The sequence below is a fragment of the Streptomyces erythrochromogenes genome, from assembly GCF_040684695.1.
Taxonomy (GTDB): Bacteria; Actinomycetota; Actinomycetes; order Streptomycetales; family Streptomycetaceae; genus Streptomyces; species Streptomyces erythrochromogenes_C.
In genome coordinates this window covers 59,194-78,253 of record NZ_JBFBGM010000025.1, presented here as the reverse complement: position 1 = coordinate 78,253, position 19,060 = coordinate 59,194, and the positions used below count along the sequence as shown (strand labels likewise).

Below are 19,060 nucleotides of genomic sequence, written 5' to 3'. Positions count from 1 at the left end.
AGTACATAGGAGATCGTCTACGATTGCGCTGTGGATCCCCTGAGTTCACTGCTGAGCGGCATCCGGGCCGAGGGCTCGGTCGTCAGCCATGCCGTCCTGACGGCGCCCTGGAGCATCACCTTCGCCGACGCCGCTCCGCTCACCATGGTCAGCGTCCTGCGCGGGGGCGGCACGCTGCTGCTGTCCGACGGCACCGAGCGGGCGGTCGGCGCGGGCGACACGGCCATCGTCCGGGGCCCCGCACGGTTCCGCCTCGCGGACGAGCCGGCCACCGTCCGACGCCCGCATGCCGCGTACGAGATCAACTGCTTCACCGCGGACGCCGCGTGCACGGGTGAGGAACTCGACGGCATCCACTGGGGCACCGGCCCGGAGGGGGCGACCGCGCTGATCGTCGGCGCCTACCGCGCCTCGGGACACCGCCACGAACGGCTCCTGCGCGCGCTGCCGCCCGTCCTGGTCGTCACCGAGGATGCCGAGGTCTGCGCCTGGCTGGAGAACTCCGCCGCCGACGCCGCCCGGCTCTCCGCCGGTTCGCAGGCGCTGATGGACCGGCTCCTGGACTGGGCTCTGGTCTGCACGCTGCGCACCTGGTTCGACCGGGCGGGCGCCGACGCGCCCGAGTGGTACCGCGGCCTCGCCGACCCGGTCCTCGCCCCCGCCCTGCACGCCTTCCACGGGCGTCCGGCCGAGAGCTGGACGGTCGCGTCGCTGGCCGCCCGGGCCGGCGTCTCCCGCGCGCTGTTCGCCCGCCGCTTCACCGAGCTGATGGGCCGTCCGCCCCTCGCCTACCTCACCGAGTGCCGCATGGACGACGCGGCGGCGCTCCTGGCCGACACCGACCTCAGCATCGCCCGGATCGCCAAGGCCGTCGGCTACGCCGATGCCTTCGGCTTCAGCGCCGCCTTCAAACGCCACAAGGGCCTCAGCCCCAGCACGTTCCGCACCACGGCGGCGTGAGTCACGCCGGGCGCCCCCGATGGCCGCACGCGGGGGCGCGGCCGTTCGGCGGCAGGTCCTGACCTCCGGAGCGGTCCGTCCCGATTTCCGCGTGCAGGAACCGGTCCGTCGGGGAAGGTGCGCCAGGGACCCGTACAGCGAGGAAGGGACACACCATGGCGCGACCGAGGATCGTCGTGGTCGGCGCGGGCTTCGCCGGCGTCGCCTGCGTACGCCGCCTGGAGCGGACGCTGTCACCCGGGGAGGCGGAGATCCTCCTGGTCACTCCGTCCTCCTACCAGCTCTACCTGCCCCTGCTTCCGCAGGTGGCCTCCGGGGTGCTCACCCCCCAGTCCGTGGCGGTGTCCCTGCGCCGCAGCAGCCGCCACCGGACCCGGATCGTGCCCGGAGGGGCCGTGGGCGTCGACACCCGGGCCAAGGTCTGCGTCATCCGGAAGATCACCGGGGAACTGGTGGACCAGCCCTACGACCAGCTGGTACTCGCGCCCGGCAGCGTGACCCGCACCTTCGACATCCCGGGCCTGGCCGAACACGGGCGCGGCATGAAGACGCTGGCCGAGGCCGCCCACCTGCGCGACCACGTCATCGCCCAGCTCGACCTGGCCGACGCCGCCGCACCGGGCTCGGCGGAACGGGCGTCGCGGCTCGGCTTCGTCGTGGTCGGCGGCGGCTACGCGGGCACCGAGACGGCCGCCTCCCTGGAGCGGCTCACCGCGAACGCCGTCGGCCGTTACCCCCGGCTGGACCGCCGCGAGATCAGCTGGCACCTCGTGGACGTGGCCCCGAAGCTGATGCCCGAACTCGGCGACCGGCTGGGCCGGGCCGCCCTCGACGTGCTGCGCCGCCGCGGGATCGAGGTCTCGCTGGGCGTTTCCGTCGCCAAGGCGGGCCCCGAGGACGTCACCCTCACCGACGGGCGCGTACTGCCCTGTCGCACCCTCATCTGGACGGCCGGCGTCGCCGCGAGCCCCCTCGTCGCCACCTTGGGCGCCGAGACCGCCCGGAGCGGCCGGCTCGTCGTCGCCGCGGACCTGCGGGTGCCGGGGGCGGACGGCGTCCTCGCGCTCGGCGACGCCGCCGCCGTGCCCGACCTCGCCGACGGCGGGGACGGTGCGGTGTGCCCGCCCACCGCACAACACGCCATGCGCCAGGGCAAGGTGGCCGCGGACAACGTCGTCGCCACACTGCGCGGGACACCGCTGCGCCGCTACGTCCACAAGGACCTCGGACTGGTCGTCGACCTGGGCGGCCGCGACGGCGTCTCCCGGCCGCTCGGCATCGACCTGCGCGGCATGCCCGCCCAGGCCGTGGCCCGCGGCTACCACTGGGCGGCGCTGCGCACCGGCGCCGCCAAGACCCGGGTGATGACGAACTGGCTGCTGAACGCCGTGGCCGGCGACGATTTCGTCCGAACCGGTTTCCAGACGAACAAGCCGGCGACGCTGAGCGACTTCGAGTACACCGACCACTACCTCACACCGGAGGAGGTACGGGCCCGCATTGCGGACGGCGGAGGCAGCTGACGGCAGCGTGCGGGACTCACCTCAGGGCGAAGAGCAGGTTCACCGAGTTGTAGTAGTTGGGCAGGTGCGCCATCTCCGATCCCGGGCGCGGCGGATCGGCCTTCGGCCAGTTCCGCGGGCCCAGAAGATGGTCGGGGTAGTCGCTGTGCGGGACCTTCGGCACGAACCAGACGCGGTACGCGCCGTGTCGTGCGTCCTGCTCGAACCGCCAGAGCTGCGTCACCCGGTCCGGGCCGGTCCGGCAGGTGCGGAGGGTGACCACGGCGACGTTGCCGCCGCCCGTTCCTTCGAGACAGGTGCCGGTTTCCGCGTTGCGGAGCTGGTAGGCGTTCTGCTGGGCGGGCAGCCGCTGCCAGCCCTGGTCGGCCTTCCCGGTGCACTTCTCCAGCTGCAGCGAACCATAGGCGCCGTCGGAACCGCCGCCGCCATCGACGCCGACGCACAGTCCTGACGCCACGTTGACCAGTGCGGGGCCGGTCTGATCCGGTGACGGGGACGCCGAGGTCGGCGGGGCGGACGCGGAGGCGGAGCCCGATGCGGAGGCGGACGGGAGTCCCGTGGCGGGGGCCTTGGCGAAGGCCGCCGAGCCGATGGCCTCGATCGGTCCCGGGACCGGGAACGGGCCGCCCGTGGCCGCGGGCGTTCTGGCCGGGGCCGCCGCCTGGCGGGAGCCGCTGCTGCCGGAGTCGGCCGGCAGCAGGACGGCCGCGGTGGTCGCCGTGCCCACGACGGCGGCCGCGGCCACCCATTTCACGGCGCCGGCCTTGGCTCCGGCGAGCTGCGTCCCGTTCAGCGTGGCCGCGGCGAGTTGCGTGCCGTTCCCGCCCAGGGCGGACAGGAAGGAGGCGGGGTTCCACAGCAGGATTCCGCCCAGCAGCAGCACGCCCAGTCGGCCGTTGACCTCGCGCAGGTCACGCTCGGCCCGTGCGCAGTCGTCGCACGCCTGGAGGTGGCGGCTCAGGTCCCTGGTGAGGCGCTTGCCCGGCCGGCGCAGCCTGGCGGCGATCTGCCCGCCGTAGTGCTTGCACTCGTCGCTCGCGCTCCGGTCCAGATGGGCGCGCAGGTAGGCCTCTTTCAGGCCCTCCCGCGCTCGGGCGACGAGTGAGCCGACGCCTCCCGCCGATATCCCGAGGCGTGCCGCGGTCTCGGCCGCGGGCTCGTCCTCGACGAGGGAGTGCCACAGTACGGCCTGCCACCGCTCCGGCAGCGACTCGTAGGCGCGCAGGACCAGCGACCCCTCTTCCGCCGTGAAGACGGCCTCCTCGGCGTCCTGGCCGTCGGAGAGCTGCGCGGCCCATTCCTCGAAGTCGTCGGACAGCCGGGTACGGGTGGCCTCCCGCGCCCATGTGGCCGCCAGGCGGCGCACGCAGGTCAGCAGGTAGGGCCGCCACGCGTACTCGGGTCCGGCACCCCAGGCGATGGCGCGGTAGGTGCGGGCGAAGGCCTCGGCGGCGAGGTCCTGGGCGGTGGACAGGTCGCGGCAGCACGTACGGGCGTAGGCGAGCACCGAGGAGTGGTGACGGGCGAACACCTCGTCCATCACTTCGCTGACCGCGGCGTCGGGCTCCGCGGTGTGCCCGCGCAGCAGGGCGCACAGTTCCCCGTCGCTGAGGCTTCGAAGGTGCTGCTGACGGGCGGTACCCGGTGTACTCAACACGCGCTCCCGTGTGGCTTGCTGGAGACCCGGGCGTCGGATCCGGGTATGTCTGACATGGGGGTGCGACGCTGCGCCCGACCGGAATTTCGCGCAAGTGTGCACGGTCGCCGGGCCGCAAGCAAACGGACTGTCATGGGCGTGAGGGGTGGGTGGCGCCCGGTGGGTTCGGGTCGACCGCCGGGAGCGGCCCGGTCGGCCAACCCGGCACCCGATGCGCCGAGATGTCTGGTGCGACCCCAACTCATGTGCTGCGATTGCCTGTTGGAGGACGCTCCCCGGGTCCCGGCCGTCGATGGGAACAGGACCGGCGGGCGCCGCCCCCGTTCTCGCGCGGGGTGGCGACGGCCTCCACGGCGGGCTTGGGATTCGTGGACTCCTCCCATTCCGCCGCCGTTTTCGTCAGGAGGATCACACGAACCGGAATGTCCGGAGGCGGTCAGTGGCGGGCCGTGGAGGCGAGGAAGGACACGACCGCGCGGTTGAAGAGAGCCGTGCTCTCCAGGTTGACCATATGGGCCGCCGAGGCGAACCGTTGGCGCCGCGCCCCGGGAACGGCTCGGACGATGGCCCGGGCGTTCGACGAGATGTCGCCGCTGTCGAGGTCGCCGTCGAGGACCAGGGTGGGCACGCCGATGGTGGCCAGCCGGTCCGCCGCACCGACTTCTCTCGGCATGCCCGCCCCGAGGCCGCGCGCGTGCCGCAGGACATTGGCGGACGCCGACGCTCGCATCCGCTCGCGCAGCCGGGGGTCGACCTGGGACGCCTCGCGGCGGGGCCCGTCCACCCACATCCGGAGGAAGTGCTCCACGAACCGCTGCGCCCCACCGTCCGGGTCGCCCACCGCGGCCATCTGCTGTGCGGTGTGGTGCGCGACGTAGGGGTCGGTGAAGGGCCGGCCGCTCACCCCGGGCGAGGCGAGGACCAGCGCCGACACGGAATCCGGGTGGGCCAGCGCCGTATCGACGGCGGTCCGCGCGCCGGGGGAGAGCCCGACGAGGGTGGCGCGCGGGACGTCGAGGCGGGTGAGCAGAGCGCGCAGATCGTCATGGTGGGCGTGGTCCCCGGCCACGGTGGAGGAGCTTCCGTGGCCGCGGGCGTCGTAGCGGATGACGCGGCGGCCCAGGCGTGCGAGTCGCAGGAACTGCTCGTCCCACATGTGCAGGTCGAGCATGCCGCCGTGGAGCAGGACGACGGCGGGTCCTTCGCCGGCCGACTCGCAGAAGAGTTCACCGGCCTCGACGGGTACGGTGGCGGCCGTGACCTCGGGTGTCCGTGTCCGCGCATGCGTCATCGTGGGTCATCTCCTCGGTCCGTGGGGTGCGGCGGGGCGTCCTGTGCGAGGTCCCGGAACTCCTCGCCGAGACGCCGGAGTACGTGCAGGGTCGTCCTGACCTCGCCGGTGGTGAGATCGGAGAGCCGACGGCGCAGCTCGGCTTCCTCGGCGTCCTGGATTGCCCTGATGGCGGCTTCCCCCGCAGGGGTGAGCCGGATCAGGTGCGAGCGCCGGTGCTCAGGATTCGGGGTGCTCCCGGCCAGGCCGAGGGCCGTCGCATCGTTCACCAGGCGCTGGACCGGCTGGCGGTCCAGGCCCAGCAGGCGGGCCAGTTGAGGAACCGTCCGGGGTCCGCCCCGGTGCAGCTCGTCCATCACCGCATGCTGTCCGGCGGTCATCCCCGTGCCCGCCAGCTCCCGCTCCACTGCGCGCACGACCGTGCGGTGCAGGGGCCACAGGCTGCGGATCACTTCGTACAGGAGGGGCCCTGACGGGGACTCATCCTTCACATGCTCAACGACACTCATGATGTCATCATGACACTATAGGTGTCGACTTCGCGCGGGATTATCGCCATGACAGGCAACCGGGGCAGCCGTTAGGGTCGCTCGATGATCGCGGATGAACCTCAGAACGTCGTCTGGGTACTCGACGGGTACAGCAAGCAGGACGAGTTCCTGCGTACGCGGCACACCATCAGTCGGGACCAGATCATCCGGCTCCGGGAGGTCCTCACGCCGGACCCCGACGATCCGTGGATGGTCTACGGCTACGACGTGCCCGTCACCATCTGGCCCGAGGTCGAGGGGATCCTGCACTGCGGTCCCCCCGACCCGACGCTCGACTACCAGACCGGCTGCTACCGGGCGGACTGATCGCCCGGCTCCGTGGACCCGTAGGGCTACCAGGGAGCCGGGCGGTAGTCCTTCAGGAAGACCGCGCTCAGGGGGCGGCCCGCCTCGCCCTCGCGGATGGGGTGGTAGATGCGGGCCGCGCCGTCGACGACGTCCAGCGGCGGCCTCCATCCCGTCGCCGCGTGCCGCGCGCGGGCGGCCGCGGGCTTCTCGTCCGTGACCCAGCCGGTGTCGACGGAGCAGCAGTGGATCCCCTTCGAGGCGAGGGCGGTGGCGCTGGTGCGGGTGAGCATGTTGAGCGCGGCCTTGGCCATGTTGGTGTGCGGGTGGTCGGGCGACTTGTTGAGCGCGCCGAACTGGCCCTCCACCGCGGAGACGTTGATCAGGTAGCGGGCGGGGTGGGGCGAGGCCTCCATCAGCGGCAGCAGCCGGTCGGCGAGGAGGAACGGTGCGACCGCGTTGACGAGTTGCACCTCGATGAGTTCGGCGGCACCGATCTGGCCGAGCTGGAGGGTCCAGGAGTTCATCGGGGCCGTGTCGGGCAGCAGCCCTGCCGCATCGACCGCACCACCACCGAGGCTCCCCGGTATGTCCGGCGCGGTCGCCGAGGCGGGGACGGCGTCGGTGGTGGGGGTGGTGAGGGCGCGGTCGGGATGGCCGGGCACGACGAAGCCCGGAGCGACCCAGTGGCGCGCGGCCGGCAGCCCGGCGGCCTCCGTGGCGGCCAGGGCCGCGTACGTCTCGGGTGGGCGCCGCAGTGTCTGGGCCGCGTTGTTGATGAGGATGTCGAGCGGGCGGGCGCGGAGCAACTCCTCCTCGGCGAAGGCCAGCACCTGCCGCGGGTCCCGCAGGTCGAGCGCGGCTATCGTCAGCCGGTTCCACCAGCGGTCGCGGTCCGGGGCGGCCGCGAAGCGGGTTGCGGCATCGCGGGGGAAACGGGTCGTGACGGTCAGGTCGGCGCCGTCGCGCAACAGCATCAGGGCGAGTTCGTGGCCGATCTTGACGCGCCCGCCGGTCAACAGCGCGCGCCGTCCGGTGAGGTCGGTACGTGCGGTGCGCTGGTCGAGGTTGGCGGAGGCGCAGGGCATGCACAGCTGGTGGTAGAAGGGGTGCACTTCCCGGTAGTGGTCCTTGCAGACGTAGCAGCGTTGGCCGCGGCGCAGGGTGCCGAGGGCCGCCCGCTCCCTCGCGGGGGCCGCCGGGCCGTCCGCGGGCGGCTCGGTACCGGGTCCGGCCTCCGTCAGCTGCTGCGGGCCGGCGGCCCGGGTCGGAAGCGCGGTGTCCATGATCCGGTCGTGCGCTCCGGTGACGGTGGCGGCGAGGAGCGTGGCATCGATCTCCCGGTCCCGTACGCGTGCTTGGGCCCTTCGATCGCGACGGCCGCGCCGGAGGAGGTTCTTGGCGGCTCCCTCGATGCGGCGCCGCTGCGCGTCCTGCGCCGGCAGCCCGGCGGCCTGTTCGAGGAGCGCCAGCAGGTTCTCCACCGACTCGCTGTCCATACACGTCTTCGCATTCACCGCCCCATTCTCGGTGCGGGCCGCCCTGACCCGATCCGCCGCCCCCCGGCGCGGGGCGGGCGGACCGGGGCCGGGCGCAGGTTCGCGGGGTCAGCCGATGCGGACGGTGATCTCGGGGAGCGGTATGTCGGAGAGGTTCAACTGGATCCCGGTCAGGGTCAGGTCGGCCTCCGCACCGGTCGGGGCGGAGGTGGTGGACGGCGCCCCGGTCTTCTCGCGCGTGTTCACCACCAGGTACCAGCCGCCGCGCTTGTAGCTGCGGGCTTCGGGGCGGTCACCGCGCGGGTCCGGGTTCAGCGTCCAGCCCTGGCGCTCCAGGTCCGCGCAGACCGCCTTCATCTCCGCCTGCGCGGCGTTCTTCTCGCGGACCGCCGTCCAGCCCGTCCTCTTCGATGCGGCGCCGGCCGCGAAGGGGCGACCCTGCTCCGGGTCGAGGCCCGCCGAGGCGAGCGCGGTCCGGATCGCCTCGTCCACGGCGTCCCGGGTCAGCGGCGGTTCCGTGGACTCCGGTTCAGGGTTCACCGTGGACGGGGACGGTGTCGGCGCGGGCGCGCCGAGGTGGATGCGTCCGTCGTCGCCTATCTGCACATGGTCCGGCGCGATCGTGGCGGCCAGGCTCACGATCAAGGCCGCGGCCATCCCGATCCACACCCGCTTCAACAACGCGTTCAACGCGCAACTCCCCCCGAGTGATCTTTCCAGGGGGAGTGTCACACATGCTGCTCGGCGCGTACCCGTGAGTATCGGACGTGCGCGTCCGTCAGAACGGCCCGGCCGCCCGCAGGAGGTCAGGTCCGCGGCAAGGCAGCCGGATTCGACACGGATGGCCCGGCCGCGGCGGCGGCGTGGTGGCGGCGCGCCTCTTGGCGGGCGACGAGCCGCGGTCAGCCCTTCAGGGGCATCACCTGTCCGGCGACCACGAGGAGTACCTCCTCGCAGGTCGCGCCTACCGCCGCGTTGAGCCAGCCGAGCTCGTCGCGGTACCGCCGCTGCCACACGGTGCCGGGCTCGACCCCGGATCCCACCTCGCTGCTGACCAGCACCACCCGCCGCCGGGCCTCCCGCACCGCGGCGGCCAACTCGGCGGACCGGGCGCGCAGTTTCTCCTGCCCGCCGCCCAGCCAGGCGGTGTCGTCCGCGGCATCGATCCGCTGCATCGCGTCGGCCAGCCACGACGCCAGGCAGTCGATCATCAAGGGCGGACCGTCCTCGGCGAGCAGCGGGAGCAGGTCCTGGGTCTCCACCGTCCGCCAGTGGGCGGGTCGCCGCTCCCGGTGCTGTCGTACGCGGTGCCCCCAGTCCGGGTTCCCCTCGCGGCCGCGGCCTCCGGTGGCGGCGTACACCACGTCCGGGTGGGCCTCCAGGCGGCGCTCCGCCTGCAGGGACTTCCCCGAGCGGGTCCCGCCCACCACCAGGGTCCGGCGGGGCACGGCCGGGGCCGTTGCCGGCCGGCCGGTGAGCACTGCGGTCCCGTCCGGCACGGCCCGGGCACCGGCCGCCACGCAGCGGCGGGCCAGTTCGGCGCCCAGCGGGTCGTCGTGGTCCAGGTGCACCGCGATCACGTCGGTGCCGGGGCCGATCGCACCGGAGGCCCTCAGCCGGGCCGGCGCCTCGGGGCGGCCCAGCACGTCCGCGAGGACGACGTCGTACGGGCGTTCCGCGCCCTCCGCGCCGCCGGCGTACGAGCCGGCGGGGGCCGCGCCGGGCGGCAGGTACAGGGCGCGGGTGCCGTCGGGGCCGGTCACCGCGTAGCCGGTGCCCGGTACGTCGACGCCGACCGCCCGCACCCGGTGCCCGGACGCCGCGGCGAGTTCCCGCCCGGCGGGCAGCCGGCCCGCCGGGGGCAGGCCGGGCCCGGGCTCTCCGGCCGGGCCGCCCTCCTCGGGGCGCGCTGCCAGTACGTACCGGATCCCGGACGGTGCGTGCCCGGCCCGGGCGGCGGCCGCGCAGGCGCCGGGTGTCACGTCGAGGAGGAGGACCCCATCCACGAGGACCGCGGTCGCGGCGCGGGCGTGCACCCCGACCGATGTGGCGCAGCCGGCGCAGGGGCAGCCGGGTCGGGGCAGGCCCTCGGGGGCGGCGGTGCCGAGCAGGGCGAGTTCCACGGGTGGTGTCCTTCCGGAAGGGGAGCCGGAGGGCGGGAGGGCACTCTCTGTCCCGCAGAGTCACGCGGAGTCCCGCCGATGTTTCGCCGGCACTTCCATGGAACGCGGCGCGCCGTGCTGGGCGCGTCCTCCGAACGGACCCGGGGCGGGACGAACCGCCGTGCCGGGGCCGTGTCAGGCGATCAGCTCGTAGGTGCTCCGGGCCGTCAGCCACAGGCCGACGAGCAGGGAGAGCGTGACGATCAGCTGCTCCTGGTGCTGTTCCAGCCAGCCCCGCAGGGCGTTCAGCCGGGCGCCGGCGGCCGCGGGTGCCCGGAGCGCGTACGCCTCCATGAGGATGAGGCTGAGCGTGGCGAGCAGGCAGTAGCCGGTCAGGGCGAGCCAGTCGGTGGCGGTGGAGAGGTCCGCGTCGACGGCGATCGCGGCGCCGGCACCGACCAGTGCCCAGGGTTGCAGCAGCCAGGCGAGGCCGGCGGCGGTGGCCGGGGAGGCGTTGTCGACCCGGGCGGCCCAGCGCGGTGGGCCGTGCGGGCGGGGCGGCCGGCGGTGCCGGTGGGCGCCGTAGAGCACCAGAGCCACGCCGATGGCGAGTTTCGCCGCGATCGCGACGGTCGAGGGCGTGCTGTTGCGGGCCGGGGGCTGTCCGCCGGTCAGCAGCATCACGCAGGCGATGACCGCGACCAGGTTGGCCAGCCATGACAGGAGGAACGCCAGGCCCTGGCGGGTGCCGCGCCGTGAGGAGAGGAGCAGGATGAAGGCGCTGTTGTGCAGCGGCCCCAAGGTGACGGCCGTACCGATCACCAGCAGGTCGAGGACCATACGATCAGCCGCTCCTCGGGGCCGGTCAGCAGAGTCGGGCGGCGCCGCGGTGCCGCTCCCCGACTCTGCGGGTGGCGGCGCGGCCGGTCAAGCGGGCCACGCCCGCATGCTCGCCCGCGGCTCAGGTTCGCCGTCCCTTCGGCGTCCCGGGGGCTGTGGAGCCTGTGGAGGCCGCGGAGGCTGCGGCGGCGGTGTCCTCGGTGCAGAAGCGCCGCAGGAGTTCCCGCTCGGCGTCCCGGTGCGGGAAGAGGAAGAAGATCAGCAGCGCACCCAGGGCGATCGCCGCCAGGCCGACCGTGTACGCCCAGTCGTCGCCGTGGAGGAACGACTGGCGTGCCGCGGCGACGATCTGGTCGGCGTACTCGGGGTGCTGCTGGGCGACCTGTCCGGCGGAGGCGAACGACTTCGTCAGCTCGCTCTGCACCTGGTCGGAAACGTCCTTGCTCTCGGGCGAGGCGGCGATCGCGGCGCTGAAGGCCGAGGCGTAGCCGGCGGTGAGGAGCACGCCCATGACGGACTGCATGACGGCCCCGCCGAGGTCCCGTTGCAGGTCGGCGGTGCCCGAGGCCATGCCGGCCCGTCGCACGGGCACCGATCCGGTCAGCGAGTGGGATGCGGGCGTCCCGGCCAGGCCGGCGCCGATGCCGATGAGCACGTAGGCGAAGCCGATCTGCCAGTAGCTGCTGTTCTCGCCCCAGAACACCAGCATCCAGGCGAAGGCGAGGAAGAGGAACAGGTAGCCCCTGAGCAGGGTGGCGCGGGCACCGCGTGTTTCGGTCAGCTTCGCGGACCGTGGCGCCACGAGCACGATCATCACGACGAGGGGGAGGATGGCGGCGCCGGCTTCGACGGGGTTGTACTCGAGCACGTTCTGCAGGTACTGCTGGCTGATGAACGCCGATCCCATCATCGAGCCGTACACGATGATTCCCGCGCATGCGGCGACCCAGAACGTGCGCCGGCCGGCGATGTGGAGGTCGTAGAGCGGGTTCGGGGCCCGGCGCTGCCGCCAGTAGAACGACGCGCCGGCGACCAGGGCGATGACGCCGAGGCCGGCGACCAGTGGCCCCTGGCCGGGGACGGCGGCGAAATTGATCGCCAGTACGAGTCCCGCGACCAGGAGGACGGACAGGACGCCGCCGAGGTTGTCGACCGGTTCGGTGGATTCGTTCGCGTGCGCGGGGACGAACAGCAGGGCCATGACCAGCGCGACCACGGCCAGGGGCAGGGTGACCAGGAACACCGACCCCCAGTAGAAGCGTTCGAGCAGCGCGCCCGCGATCACCGGCCCGAGCAGGGAGATGCCGCCGCCCAGGGCGGACCACAGCGCGATCGACTTCGTCCGGGCCGGGCCCGCCCACAGGGCGGTGATCAGGGCCAGGGTGGTCGGGTAGGCCATGCCCGCCGAGAGCCCGCCGAGGATCCGGGCCGCCACCAGGACGGAGTCGTTCGGCGCGTACGCGGCGAGCAGGCAGGCGGGGACGGACAGGGCAACGCCGAGGAGGAGCAGCAGCTTGCGCCCGTGGCGGTCGCCGACCGCCCCCAGATAGAGCACGGATGCGGCGAGGCCGAGGGAGTACCCCACGGCGACCAGGTTCAGGGTGGTCTGGGAGGAGTCGAAGGCCTTTCCGATCGCGGGCAGCGCCACGTTGGCCACCGACAGGTTCAGGTTGGCCACCGCGGCGACGATGATCAGGGACGCCAGGACGAGCGACGCCCGTGCCGGGGCCTCACGCGGAACGTCGGTGCGAGGCGCGCCGCTTGTCGACATGGAACCTCCGGGGCGAAGTCGTGCTCGGCGAGGGTCTCGCCTGATCCTCCGTGCCAGGCACCGCCCCGTGGGGATGACACGCCCACCGCCACCGACACCGCCCGCATGCCCCCCTGGGTCCAGATGCCGAGCGCTCAGGACAGGGCCTGGGCCCGGTTCAGGTCGGTGTACAGCAGGTGGTGGTCCGAGTAGGGGCTGGGGCGGACGTGGTGCGGGCCCGGGGTGATGCCGCGCAGGAACACGTAGTCGAACTTCCTGTCCCAGTCGGTGGTGGTCGTACAGGCGCCCGCACCCGCGTCCGGGCGGCAGCCGGGGTCCGTGTCCGGGGCCAGGGCCCACATGGGGCCGAGTTCGGGCGCGTCCGGCACGGCGTTGAAGTCGCCGAGGACGATCGCACGGTCGTGGCGGGCGACCGCCGCGGCGAGCACCCTGACCTGCCCCGCGCGCACCTCGGCCTGCCGGCGCTCGGCGAGGTGGGTGTTGAAGACCCGTACGGGCCGGCCGCCGACCAGGGTGGTGACGGCCAGGTAGCCGCGGGCCTCGGAGCCGCCGTCGGGGTAGGCGACGCTCACCCGGTCGGTCATGGGTGCCGCCGAGAGGATCGCCTGGCCGTAGCCGCCGGGCCGCCACGGCAGGCCACCGCAGCGGTTCCAGTTCCGCAGGACCGTCCCGTACTCGACCCGGTAGACGAGCCCGTGGACCTCCTCCAGGTATCCGCGGATCCGCTCGACGTCCCGTACGCACGCCTCCTGCAGGGCGATCACCTGCGGCGCGTACGTGGCGATCTCCGTCGCCCGGCCGAAGTCGTTCCCGCTCCCGCACGGATTGCAGATGTTCCACGTGCCGACCCGGTCCGGTACGGGCGCCCCGGCGGCGCCGGACGGCAGCGGCTCGGCGAGGGGGAGGCCACCGTTCGGTGCGCCTGCGCCGTGGAGCAGGACCAGGCACACCGCGGTCAGCGCGACCACGGCCCACCGCGCGCCCCTGTTCAGCACGATCACACCTCCCCTGAGTGGACGCACATCATCACACGGTGCCCTCCACGCGGTGGCCGGGGATTCCCGGCGCCGCCGTTCATCCGGGCGACCGACCGTCCGCCACACCGTCGTGCGGCACCGACGGACCCCGTCGTCCTCCACCTGCTCCCCCGCTTTCCTCCGCCCCGTCCTCCGTTCCGCCGCTGTTCACGGGCCCGGGGTGCCGACAGGCTGGAAGGACCAGGGGGACGCGGAGAGGGAGACAACGATGGAACCGCAGCGATCCGCCCAGCTCAGTGCCCGTACCGCCGCCGGCCGCAAGCCGTTCGGGCCCGCCGAACGCGCCATGCGCACGCGCCGACAGGTCGTCGCGGACGCCTACGACTACATCGTGGAGTCCTACCCCACGCAGGCCGCGTCCCCCTCGGCCCGCCGCACGGCGTAGCCACCCCCTACCGGGTCCCCTTCGTCCGTGCCGCCGGTGCGGCCGCGCCGCGCAGCAGTGCGCCGGTGGCGGTCGCGCCGGCGACGGCGAGCAGGAGGGGGATGACCACCTCCTGCTCGGATCCGGTGAACTCCAGGGCGAGCACGACCGCCGTCACGGGCATCCGCTGGGACACCGCCAGGAACGCCCCGGCGGCCACGACCGCGTAGGACGCCAGGACGGTGCCCGGCCACATCATTTCCCAGAGCCGGCCGACGACGATGCCGAGCAGCGCGCCGTTGGCGAACGACGGTGTCAGGAGCCCTCCGTAGGCGCCGGCCCGCAGGCACAGGGCGACGACCGCCGTACGCAGCACCAGCAGGACGACCGCCAGCGCGAGGGTGGGCTGGGCGGTGAAGGCGACCTCGGCGGGTCCCTTGCCGTTGCCGAGCAGTTGCGGGAAGGGAACGGCCAGCAGGCCCAGGCACAGGAACGCGGCGGGTGCGGTCCACAGCAGGGCGTTGCCGCGCGGGGCCCGGTCGCTCGCGGCCGCCATGAGCCGGGAGAAACCGTAGGCGCAGGCCCCCACCAGCGGTCCGGCGAGGAAGGACCACAGCAGCAGGGAACCGCTGAACGGCAGTGGCGGCAGCTGGTAGACCGGCTCGTCCGGCACCACCAGGCGGGCGACGAGCGTGGCCACCGCCGACGTCAGCACGGCCGGGACGACGGAGCGCAGGGCCCATGTGCCCAGGAGCACCTCCAGTGTGAACACCACGCCGCCGAGGGGTACGTCGTAGACCGCCGCGAGGCCGGCGCCGGCCGCGCAGGCCACGAGGGTGCGGCACTGGGCGGGGCTGAGCCCGGTCCTGCGGACGATGCCGGTCGCGAGCACGGCGGCGAGTTGCCGCGGCGCGACTTCCCGGCCCAGCGGCGAGCCCAGCCCGATGGTCACCACCTGGAGCGTGGCGTGCGCGGTGGTGGTGAGTGCCGGCATGCGGGGCTGCTCCATCCGCAGGGCCTGCCCGATCTCGACCAGGGGGCGCCCGTAGCGGTGCAACAGCCACCATCCCAGGCCGGCCACGACGCCGGCGAGGGTCACGCACACCAGCCGGCGCTGCGGGGAGGCGGCCTCGACCCCGGCGAGGAAGGTGCCGCCGTCGTACCCGAAGGCGAGGTGCTGCACCGTGTGCAGGAGCAGGGCCAGCGCGGCTCCCGCCGCCCCGGCGGCCAGGCCGACGGTGAGGACCGCGGCGGCGAACCGGAGCCGCCGGACAGTGGGGCTGTGATCGACCGGCATGGGGGAACAGTAGACGCGGCCGTGGGCCCGGGCCGGACGACGCTCGGGCCGACTTCGGCGGGATCCCGTCCCGGCGGGCGGCGAACGCGTGCCGCGCGCCCGTGCCCGCCGGGGCCCGGGCGGCCGAACAGTCCTCGGCACCGGCGCGTCCCGCGACCGGTGGGGGGTGTGCCGGGCCCGTTGCGCTTGACTCGGTGCAGGCGCGCCATCGAGCGGCGCGGGGACCAGGAAGGACGACGGACGTGGCGACGATGCTGGCCGGAAGGCTCACCACGGGAGGGGGCGGCTTCGCCGTCGAGGAGGTACCCGTCCCCGAGCCCGGGCCGGGCCAGGTCCTGGTCCGGGTGCGAGCGGCCGGTGTCTGCCTGTCGGACGTCCACCTGATCCAGGGGATGCTCGCACCCCAGCCCCTGACGGGCAACAAGGTGACGCTCGGTCATGAGACCGCGGGCGAGGTGGCCGTTCTCGGTGCGGGCGTCACGGGTCTCGCGGAGGGGGACCGCGTCGTCCTCCAGGCCGGCGAGGTCCGCGGCGGCGTCTCCTGCACGCGCGGGGTGAACATCGACGGCGGCTGGGCCGAGTACACCGTGGCCGCCGCCGACGCGGTGGTCCCCCTGCCGTCCGGGATCCCCTTCGAGCAGGCGTGCGTCATCCCCGACGCGGTCTCCACGCCGTGGGCGGCGATCACCTCGGGCGCGGAGGTACGCCCCGCGGAGGCCGTCGCGGTGTGGGGCGTCGGCGGTCTGGGCGCGCACGCCGTGCAGTTGCTCCGGTTGGTGGGCGCCTGCCCGGTCATCGCCGTGGACCCGCTGCCCGCCGCCCGGGAGCGGGCCCTGCGGCTGGGGGCTGACGCCGCGCTGGACCCGGCCGATCCCGAATTCGCCACCCGGGTGCGCGCTGCCGCCGGTGCCGGGGGCATCGACGCGGCCTTCGACTTCGCCGGGGTGCCCGCCGCACGGGACCAGGCGCTCGCCTCTCTCGCCGAGTCCGGCCGGCTGGTCCTGGTGGGCCTCACCGACCAGCCCTTCACCATCCGGGACAACCTCTGGTTCTGCCGGTTCCGGCAGCGGGTCCTGGGCCACTACGGCTCCCGGCCAGAGGATCTCGTCGACCTGGTCCGGCTGGTGGGCCTGCAGCGTCTGGACCTCTCCGGCTCGATCAGCGGGACCTATCGGCTGGCGGACGCGGCGCAGGCCGTCGAGGCTCTGGAACGCAAGGAGGGGAACCCGATCCGGCTGATCCTCACACCCTGACGACACCTGGCAGGCGGCTACGCGGGGCACGGCAGCCCGTCTGCACGGCTGCGCGGCCTCCGGGCTGCGCGGCTCAGCTGAACTCGGACCAGACGGCCTTGCCGGCGAGAGCGTGGGTCTCGAACCCCCAGGCGGTGGCGAGGGTCGCCACGATCGTCATGCCGCGTCCGCCGGTGTCCTCCTGCCGCGCACGGTTGACGCGGGGGGTGGCGAGCGGGTCGTCGTCCTCGACCTCGACGCGGACGTGGGTGTCGTCGGCGTCGATGCGGACGAGGAAGGCGCCCCGGCCGCCGGTGGTGCGGGTGCCGTGCTCGACGGCGTTGGAGGCCAGTTCGGAGACGCACAGACAGATGTCGTCGGCGCGGCACGTCACCTCCCACGCCTTCAGGGTCCGGGTGGTGAAGCTGCGCGCCTCGGCGACGGACTCGGGTACGGCGGTGAAGGTGTGCTCTGCGTGTTCGTGCCTGTGCATGGCGATCACATCCGGTCACGGCCCCGGGGCGCGAAGGCCCGGCGGTCCGCTGGTCTCGGCGGAGCGGGCGGTGTCGCCCGTCTACGCACCAGTGAGCCGTATCCGTGGGTCGGGGAGCGTCGTCCGGTCGGCCGAGCGTGAGGACGAGCCGGGAACGACCGTACGGCGCCTGCGCGCGGCCCGGTGGGCCCGGTCATGCCGCCGCGCGCCGGACGCGGGCCAGCTTGTCGAGGTAGTCCTCCGCCCCGGGGGACGCCCCGCGGGACGGCCCGGGGGTCTCGTCCTGCCGTTTGACGACCTCGATGACGTACGCCGCCGCGATGACACCGAGGTGGCTGAAGCCCTGCGGGAAGTTGCCGAGCTGGCTGTGCGTGAGCGGGTCGTACTCCTCCGCGAGCAGGCCGAGGTCGTTGGCACAGCCCAGGACCAGGCTCAGCCGCTGCTCTGCCTCCTCCGTCCGGCCCAGGCAGGCGAGCGCGCTCGCCATCCAGAGCGTGCACAGGACGAAGCTGCCCTCCTCGCCCTTCAGCCCGTCGCCCCCGTGGTAACGGTAGACGTGACCGTCCCGGGTGAGCTCGGCGTCGATCAGGTCGACGGTGGCCGCGGCCCGCGGATCGTCCGGCGCGACGAATCCGCGCAGGATCGCCTGGAGGGCCGTGGCGTCCGGCGCGGCACCGTCGAACTCCTGCACGAACGCGCCGGTGGCGGGGTCCACGCCCCGGCGTTCGATCTCGGCGCGGATCTCGTCCCGCTCGCGCTCCCAGCGCCGGCGCAGTTCGGCGCCGCGCGGCTGGTCCGGGTGGCGGTCGAGGATGCGGATCGCGGAGTCCAGGCCGATCCACGCCATGAGCTTGGAGAACACGTAGTGCCTGCGGCCCGACCGGACCTCCCAGATACCTTCGTCCGCCTCCCGCCACCGGGCCACCGCCAGCTCGACGACGTCGTGCACGAACGTCGCCCGCTCGGGGCGGTGGTCGTCGCCGCGCAAGTGCATCGCGAGGTCCAGGGCCGCGAGGAGCTCCCCGTAGACGTCGAGCTGGAACTGCTCCCAGGCCTCGTTGCCGATGCGCACGGGGCGCGAGCCGCGATAGCCCTCCAGGTCGTCCAGGCACGTCTCGTCGAGCTCGCGTTCGCCGGCGATCCCGTACAGCACCTGGAGCTCCTTCGCGGCGCCGGAGGTCGCGTCGACCAGCCAGTCGCAGAAGTGCCGGGCCTCGTCCGCGTAGCCGCTCCCGGCGAGGGCGGCGAGCATGGCCGAGGCGTCCCGCAGCCAGGTGTAGCGGTAGTCCCAGTTGCGTTCGCCGCCGATCTCCTCGGGCAGGGACGTGGTGGGGGCGGCGATGACCGCGCCGGTCTCGGCATAGATCAGCCCCTTGAGGACGAGCAGGCTCCGGACGACGGCGTCGCGGTAGGGGCCCCGGTACGTGCAGCGCTCCGCCCACTCCCGCCAGTACGTGACGGTCTCGGCGAGTCGGTCGTCGAGTTCCCCGGCGGACAGGGGCCCGGGGAGCGGGTCGTCCGCCGCCGTGCGGACGAGGGTGACGACGGACGCGGAGCCGGCCGTGACCAGCGCCCGGGACACGTGGCCCGGGCACCCCCCGCCGGGGGCCGCGGCCTCCTCCAGTGTGCCGAGGCCGCTGCGCAGGACCAGCGCCTCCGCCCCGCCGCAGGCCCGCAGGACGCACGTACCGCTCTCACCCTCTGCGAGGGAGAAGGAGGCGGGCGAGCGTCCGAAGTCGAACGCGGGGAAGAACTCGACGGCCATCTCGACCGCACCGGACACACCGCGCACGTGCCGCTGGAGGACGTGCCCCGGCTCCCTCCTCGCCGGGCGGCCGGGGTGCGCGGGGTCCTCGTGGACCGGAAGGCAGTCGGTGACGGTCACGACCCCGTCCGCCGTCCGGAAGGTGGTCTCCAGGACGTTGGTGTCCGGCAGATAGCGCCGGGTCGCCTCGTACGGGGAGGTCGGCGCGATGCGGAAGTACCCGCCCTTGCGCCGGTCGAGGACACGGGCGAAGACGGGTGGCGCGTCGAAACGGTGGAAGCACGCCCATTCCACCGATGCGTCGCGCCCGATGAGCGCGAGCGAATGCCCGTCACTGAGGAAGGCGTAGTCCGAGATGGCCGGGTACTGGTCAGCGTTCATGCGGTGGATCCG

The 19,060-nt window shown here is 73.7% G+C and carries 17 protein-coding genes; 5 read left to right on the top strand and 12 right to left on the bottom strand.

What is annotated here, in order from left to right:
- Positions 1 to 30: 30 nt before the first annotated feature.
- Together AB0O53_RS29735 and AB0O53_RS29730 are read left to right on the top strand one after the other, a co-directional pair.
- Positions 31 to 960: an AraC family transcriptional regulator gene (locus AB0O53_RS29735; RefSeq protein ID WP_350999813.1), complete on the top strand. Its 930-nt coding sequence runs from the start codon at positions 31 to 33 to the stop codon at positions 958 to 960.
- Between the two features lie 155 nt (positions 961 to 1,115).
- On the top strand, positions 1,116 to 2,483 hold the full coding sequence (locus AB0O53_RS29730; RefSeq protein WP_365199743.1) for an NAD(P)/FAD-dependent oxidoreductase: 1,368 nt from the start codon (positions 1,116 to 1,118) through the stop codon (positions 2,481 to 2,483).
- A gap of 16 nt (positions 2,484 to 2,499) precedes the next feature.
- On the opposite strand, the gene AB0O53_RS29725 is transcribed toward AB0O53_RS29730, so the two are convergent.
- The 3 genes from AB0O53_RS29725 to AB0O53_RS29715 all read right to left on the bottom strand — a co-directional run bounded on the left by AB0O53_RS29725 (position 2,500) and on the right by AB0O53_RS29715 (position 5,940).
- On the bottom strand, positions 2,500 to 4,137 hold the full coding sequence (locus tag AB0O53_RS29725) for a sigma-70 family RNA polymerase sigma factor (protein ID WP_365199741.1): 1,638 nt from the start codon (positions 4,135 to 4,137) through the stop codon (positions 2,500 to 2,502).
- Between the two features lie 439 nt (positions 4,138 to 4,576).
- The gene (locus AB0O53_RS29720; protein ID WP_365199738.1) at positions 4,577 to 5,431 is read right to left on the bottom strand and encodes an alpha/beta fold hydrolase; all 855 of its coding nucleotides are present in this window, start codon (positions 5,429 to 5,431) and stop codon (positions 4,577 to 4,579) included.
- Positions 5,428 to 5,940, bottom strand: a complete 513-nt coding sequence (locus tag AB0O53_RS29715; protein WP_365199735.1) for a MarR family winged helix-turn-helix transcriptional regulator — start codon at positions 5,938 to 5,940, stop codon at positions 5,428 to 5,430. Before AB0O53_RS29715 ends, AB0O53_RS29720 begins: the two co-directional genes overlap by 4 nt.
- Before the next feature lie 84 nt (positions 5,941 to 6,024).
- Between AB0O53_RS29715 and AB0O53_RS29710 the strand changes: the two genes are divergently transcribed.
- Complete coding sequence (locus tag AB0O53_RS29710) at positions 6,025 to 6,288, top strand: DUF7683 domain-containing protein (protein WP_365199732.1); 264 nt, start codon at positions 6,025 to 6,027, stop codon at positions 6,286 to 6,288.
- Between the two features lie 26 nt (positions 6,289 to 6,314).
- On the opposite strand, the gene AB0O53_RS29705 is transcribed toward AB0O53_RS29710, so the two are convergent.
- The 6 genes from AB0O53_RS29705 to AB0O53_RS29680 all read right to left on the bottom strand — a co-directional run bounded on the left by AB0O53_RS29705 (position 6,315) and on the right by AB0O53_RS29680 (position 13,474).
- Positions 6,315 to 7,784 (bottom strand): SDR family NAD(P)-dependent oxidoreductase, encoded by a 1,470-nt coding sequence (locus AB0O53_RS29705; RefSeq protein ID WP_435886692.1) that lies wholly within the window; start codon positions 7,782 to 7,784, stop codon positions 6,315 to 6,317.
- Between the two features lie 90 nt (positions 7,785 to 7,874).
- Complete coding sequence (locus tag AB0O53_RS29700; RefSeq protein WP_365199729.1) at positions 7,875 to 8,456, bottom strand: hypothetical protein; 582 nt, start codon at positions 8,454 to 8,456, stop codon at positions 7,875 to 7,877.
- 212 nt (positions 8,457 to 8,668) lie between these two features.
- Positions 8,669 to 9,889 (bottom strand): bifunctional adenosylcobinamide kinase/adenosylcobinamide-phosphate guanylyltransferase, encoded by a 1,221-nt coding sequence (locus AB0O53_RS29695; protein ID WP_350999794.1) that lies wholly within the window; start codon positions 9,887 to 9,889, stop codon positions 8,669 to 8,671.
- 174 nt (positions 9,890 to 10,063) lie between these two features.
- Positions 10,064 to 10,708 carry a GAP family protein gene (locus AB0O53_RS29690; protein WP_350999791.1) on the bottom strand — a complete coding sequence of 215 codons (645 nt, stop codon included), beginning with the start codon at positions 10,706 to 10,708 and terminating at the stop codon, positions 10,064 to 10,066.
- Positions 10,709 to 10,829: 121 nt separating this feature from the next.
- A complete protein-coding gene (locus AB0O53_RS29685) occupies positions 10,830 to 12,479 on the bottom strand; it encodes an MFS transporter (protein ID WP_365199726.1) in 1,650 nt (549 codons plus the stop codon).
- A 134-nt stretch (positions 12,480 to 12,613) separates the two neighbouring features.
- Complete coding sequence (locus tag AB0O53_RS29680) at positions 12,614 to 13,474, bottom strand: endonuclease/exonuclease/phosphatase family protein (protein ID WP_365199723.1); 861 nt, start codon at positions 13,472 to 13,474, stop codon at positions 12,614 to 12,616.
- A 250-nt stretch (positions 13,475 to 13,724) separates the two neighbouring features.
- Here AB0O53_RS29680 and AB0O53_RS29675 point away from each other — a divergent pair, with 250 nt between their 5' ends.
- Positions 13,725 to 13,901, top strand: a complete 177-nt coding sequence (locus tag AB0O53_RS29675; RefSeq protein WP_350999787.1) for a hypothetical protein — start codon at positions 13,725 to 13,727, stop codon at positions 13,899 to 13,901.
- Between the two features lie 7 nt (positions 13,902 to 13,908).
- Here the strand turns inward: AB0O53_RS29675 and AB0O53_RS29670 are convergent, their stop codons facing one another.
- Entirely contained in the window at positions 13,909 to 15,177 is a 1,269-nt protein-coding gene (locus tag AB0O53_RS29670; RefSeq protein WP_365199720.1) for a chloride channel protein, read from the bottom strand.
- Positions 15,178 to 15,419: 242 nt separating this feature from the next.
- Between AB0O53_RS29670 and AB0O53_RS29665 the strand changes: the two genes are divergently transcribed.
- Positions 15,420 to 16,430, top strand: coding sequence for a zinc-binding dehydrogenase (locus tag AB0O53_RS29665; protein ID WP_403142143.1), 1,011 nt, complete (start codon positions 15,420 to 15,422; stop codon positions 16,428 to 16,430).
- A gap of 73 nt (positions 16,431 to 16,503) precedes the next feature.
- Here AB0O53_RS29665 and AB0O53_RS29660 read toward each other — a convergent pair whose 3' ends face one another.
- Complete coding sequence (locus AB0O53_RS29660; RefSeq protein WP_350999781.1) at positions 16,504 to 16,902, bottom strand: ATP-binding protein; 399 nt, start codon at positions 16,900 to 16,902, stop codon at positions 16,504 to 16,506.
- A 193-nt stretch (positions 16,903 to 17,095) separates the two neighbouring features.
- On the bottom strand, positions 17,096 to 19,048 hold the full coding sequence (locus AB0O53_RS29655) for a glycoside hydrolase family 15 protein (RefSeq protein ID WP_365199716.1): 1,953 nt from the start codon (positions 19,046 to 19,048) through the stop codon (positions 17,096 to 17,098).
- Positions 19,049 to 19,060: the final 12 nt, after the last annotated feature.